The sequence below is a fragment of the Streptodolium elevatio genome, from assembly GCF_040649515.1.
Classification (GTDB): Bacteria; Actinomycetota; Actinomycetes; order Streptomycetales; family Streptomycetaceae; genus Yinghuangia; species Yinghuangia elevatio.
Genome location: NZ_JBEZFP010000266.1, coordinates 1 through 3277 on the forward strand (window position 1 = coordinate 1; position 3277 = coordinate 3277).

The 3277-nt window shown below is 69.5% G+C and carries 5 protein-coding genes; 3 read left to right on the plus strand and 2 right to left on the minus strand.

The window, feature by feature from the left end; all coding sequences use genetic code 11:
* The first annotated feature begins 469 nt into the window (after positions 1–469).
* Positions 470–1111 carry a helix-turn-helix domain-containing protein gene (locus tag AB0C36_RS42820; RefSeq protein ID WP_358365149.1) on the plus strand — a complete coding sequence of 214 codons (642 nt, stop codon included), beginning with the start codon at positions 470–472 and terminating at the stop codon, positions 1109–1111.
* Positions 1108–1584, plus strand: coding sequence for a hypothetical protein (locus AB0C36_RS42825; protein ID WP_358365153.1), 477 nt, complete (start codon positions 1108–1110; stop codon positions 1582–1584). Before AB0C36_RS42820 ends, AB0C36_RS42825 begins: the two co-directional genes overlap by 4 nt.
* A gap of 185 nt (positions 1585–1769) precedes the next feature.
* Here AB0C36_RS42825 and AB0C36_RS42830 read toward each other — a convergent pair whose 3' ends face one another.
* The gene (locus AB0C36_RS42830) at positions 1770–1895 is read right to left on the minus strand and encodes a hypothetical protein (protein ID WP_358365155.1); all 126 of its coding nucleotides are present in this window, start codon (positions 1893–1895) and stop codon (positions 1770–1772) included.
* Between AB0C36_RS42830 and AB0C36_RS42835 the strand changes: the two genes are divergently transcribed.
* Positions 1894–2403 carry a hypothetical protein gene (locus AB0C36_RS42835; RefSeq protein WP_358365157.1) on the plus strand — a complete coding sequence of 170 codons (510 nt, stop codon included), beginning with the start codon at positions 1894–1896 and terminating at the stop codon, positions 2401–2403. The two genes, AB0C36_RS42830 and AB0C36_RS42835, sit on opposite strands and share 2 nt — an antisense overlap.
* Positions 2404–2587: 184 nt before the next feature.
* Here the strand turns inward: AB0C36_RS42835 and AB0C36_RS42840 are convergent, their stop codons facing one another.
* Entirely contained in the window at positions 2588–2767 is a 180-nt protein-coding gene (locus AB0C36_RS42840; protein WP_358365159.1) for a hypothetical protein, read from the minus strand.
* Between the last annotated feature and the right edge of the window lie 510 nt (positions 2768–3277).

A 3277-nucleotide genomic window follows, 5' to 3' on the forward strand; every position in this document is an offset into this window, starting at 1 on the left:
GGGCCTTCGGTGGCGGTGTGCTCGCTCCAGGACGACCCCGAGCTGGACGCACTGGACGTCCGGTGCACCACCATCCCGGTGCAGCTGGCGCTGTGTCGGTGGTTGAGGCGAAGGGAGAGCGCGCGTATCACGCGCGCGCACGTTCTAAGAGGGAAACCGCTGGATAGCCGCAGGTCAGCGCGTTGTGACGTAGTCAGAAGGTCAGTCCTGGACTGACATATCTGGTGTGCTGAGGTCAGGTGGTCCTGACGGAGCGCCCGGGTTTGGTGGCACTGCTGCCACCAAGTGCGTGCGGACGGTTCATTGGGCGCGTGGGCGCGGAGAACCGGCGTGTCGGGGTGTGATCGGTCAGTGCTGGGCTGACTTTTCTGGTTCCTTTGTGTCTCCTGTGCCGTGTTTTCGTGGCAGCAGTGCCACGGTGCACTAGCGTGCGCAGTGCCCCGTCTCATCGAGGAGAGCGTGCGCTTTCATGAACCCAGGGTCCCCGGACGGCAGTGCGGCACCACAGCTGCCGACCTCGTCCCCCGGACGGCGTCGTCGGCCCAAGCCGCCCCCCACCGCGTACAACCGCGTGCCGGGCTCCACGATCGAACTGCCCGCCGGCCACGGCGCCCAGGTGTTCCCCCTGCCCACCAGCAACGGCTTCGTGGGCGAGGCGTTCTCCATGGACAGCCTGGAGTTCATGCGCTGGGCAGCACTGCGGTACGACGGTGACCGGTTCGTTCTGGTGGTACTGCTGACCTTGATGGGTTCCCAGGAACCCGGAGGGCAGATCCAGGCGACCCACGGCGACGTCGCCCAGCACCTCGGTTACAGTCGGCCGCACATCAGCCGTGCCTTCCACGTCCTGGAGGGCGACGGGGCGCTGCGCCGCGTGCGCCGAGGCCTGTACCAGCTCAACCCGGCCGCGTCCCTCCGTGGGGGCCTACGCGCCCCCGAGAAGGGCAAGACGTCGAGACAGGGCAAAGCCGAGCGGGTCGAGCAGCTGGACCTGCTCCGGTCGGCGCTGGAAGACCCCGCGGTCCCCGAGGCCTTCCGGGCCCTGGCGATGCCGGGTGCGCGCCTTGAGGCGCGCACGGTCAAGAGCGTCGGAGAAGGGAAGCAGGCATGACATCCCCCGCTCAGGAGTGGGCCACCCGACGTCCGGTGCTCTGGGGCAGCTTCAACGGCCTCGCCTACGTCCCCCGGCTCCCCCCGACCGCGTACGCGCTGCTCCTGCACATGCTGACCCAGCAGGAGGTCGGCGGCCTGGTTGCCGCCACCCACGACGAACTCGCCCAAGGCCTCGCCCTCGAGCGCGGCATGGTCAGCCGCGCCATGCCCCACCTGGTGGCCGCACGCCTGGTCACCGTGGTGCGGCGCGGACGCTTCCAACTCCACCCCATGCTCGCCGCATACGACCACCCCCGCGACCAGCAGCAGGCACTCAAGGCGCTGCCGGCCGAACTTCGGCTTGATCACGGCGACTTCGAAGACGAGTACGAGCGGCGTCTCGACGCGCACCGACAAGCCAAGGCCCGGAAGGCTGAGACCCGCGGCAAGGTCAGCGAACTTGGCCGCCCTGTGCTCAAGTCCGTGCGTTGAGCCGCGCGTTTCCACCCTGTCGGGGGACGTAGCGCCGCTGGAACGTCAGCCCTGACGACGTTTCTGTCAGCCTCGCTGACATACGGGCGTCATCCTCGGGATAGCCAGCGCGGACGGTCGACGCCGCGCGCGGCCTCGCGCTCCACCTCGCCTCGAACCGGTGCAGCCATCAATCACTGGCATGTTTACGCCATGCGGTTGATCGACTCCACGGAGCGATACAAGCTGATCGGCAAGGCGGCGGCGTGCGCCAGTCTCGCGCATTCGACGGTCCAGTCGGTGTCGCCGCGCTTGGCAAGGGAGCTCCTCATGCGCAAGATCCGTACGTCCAGAACCGCCCTGTCGGTACTGGCCACAGCGGCGGCATTCGCCGCGCTCGTCGCACCGACCTCGGTGGCCGCCGCCGACGCCCCGGGTACCCCGGAGACGGTACCGACCGCCGGCGTGGCCCAGGGACCGGCTCCGCGAACCTCGTACATTCACGCGAAGGCGCCCGGCCCCGGCGCATGGAACTACCAGCACTTGGACGTGGAGGGGTCGGGCCTTCGCGTGGATTCGGTCCACGGATACCTGACGTCGACCAGCGGACCGTACTTCCCGCACGACATCTGCGGCGTCGACGTACACATCTGGGGCGTCAAGCTCGGTGGGGAACCTTTCAGCGTGCGCGACCGGAACAACAACTGCGGCCTGGGGTCGCTCGGCATCAAGTGGCTGCTCCACGGACAGGAGTTCCAGCCGGGCTCGTACATCTGCACCAGGGTGACCTGGGACCCGGCCCGCGTTCCCGAGCCGCTGTGCGCACACATCTACGAGTAGACGCACCGGAGCGCGGGCGTCGCGCGCCCGCGACGCCCGCGCAAGCCAGGTCGACGTTTGCCCGACGTTCAAGTGACGTTTGGGTGACGTCGGCACCGTCACCCGCAGGGGCTGTGACCTGGGGTTTTCCGGCGAAAAGCTGGACACCACCTATCGAATGGCCCCCCTCTTGCCGGGGCCGTGGTCAGCCGAGCCAGGACACGTCCAGGACGTTGATCCGCTGCCGTACCCGGTTGACCCAGAACACGACGATCAGCGGGCCGACGGAGGCCATGCGCATGTCTTCGCCGTCGGGGTCGGTGGGGTCCCACTGCGGCCGTCCCCACGGGGCGCGGGAGGCGATGTCGAGGACGTCGCGGGTCATCTCCTGGGCCTGCTGCGGGAGCTCGGCGAGGACCTTGGCAGCGTGCTGGAAGAGGTAGGCCGGCCCGCCTCGGTCACGTTCGGGCGCCGATGACGGACTCGAGGGTGACGGCGTCGGCGTCGTCCTGGGTGCAGCGGGGGCAGGTCGAGATTCTGGCGGGACTCCGCATGGCGGCCGTGCCGAAGCGGCTAAGTTCCCAGCAGTGGCTGGGCACGCAGAGGTGCGGGTGGCAGGGGGAGCGGTGGCAAGCAGGGGCACTACCGGCCTGGTGGGGGTCGTCGGCGTACTGGCCGGCCTGGCGTGGCGCCGGCATAGGCCGCCGCCCGCCCCTGCTCCTCAGCCGATCGTCTTGCCGGCGGCGCCCGGCGGGGCCCGCCTGGACCGCTGGCGGTTCGGGGTCGAGGTGGGGCTCGCGGTGATCGCCGTCGTCGCGCTGGCCATCGCTATTCCCCAGGTGTTCGCGGCCCGGTCCCAGGCGAACGCGGCCACCGACCAGAATTCGGTCACCCG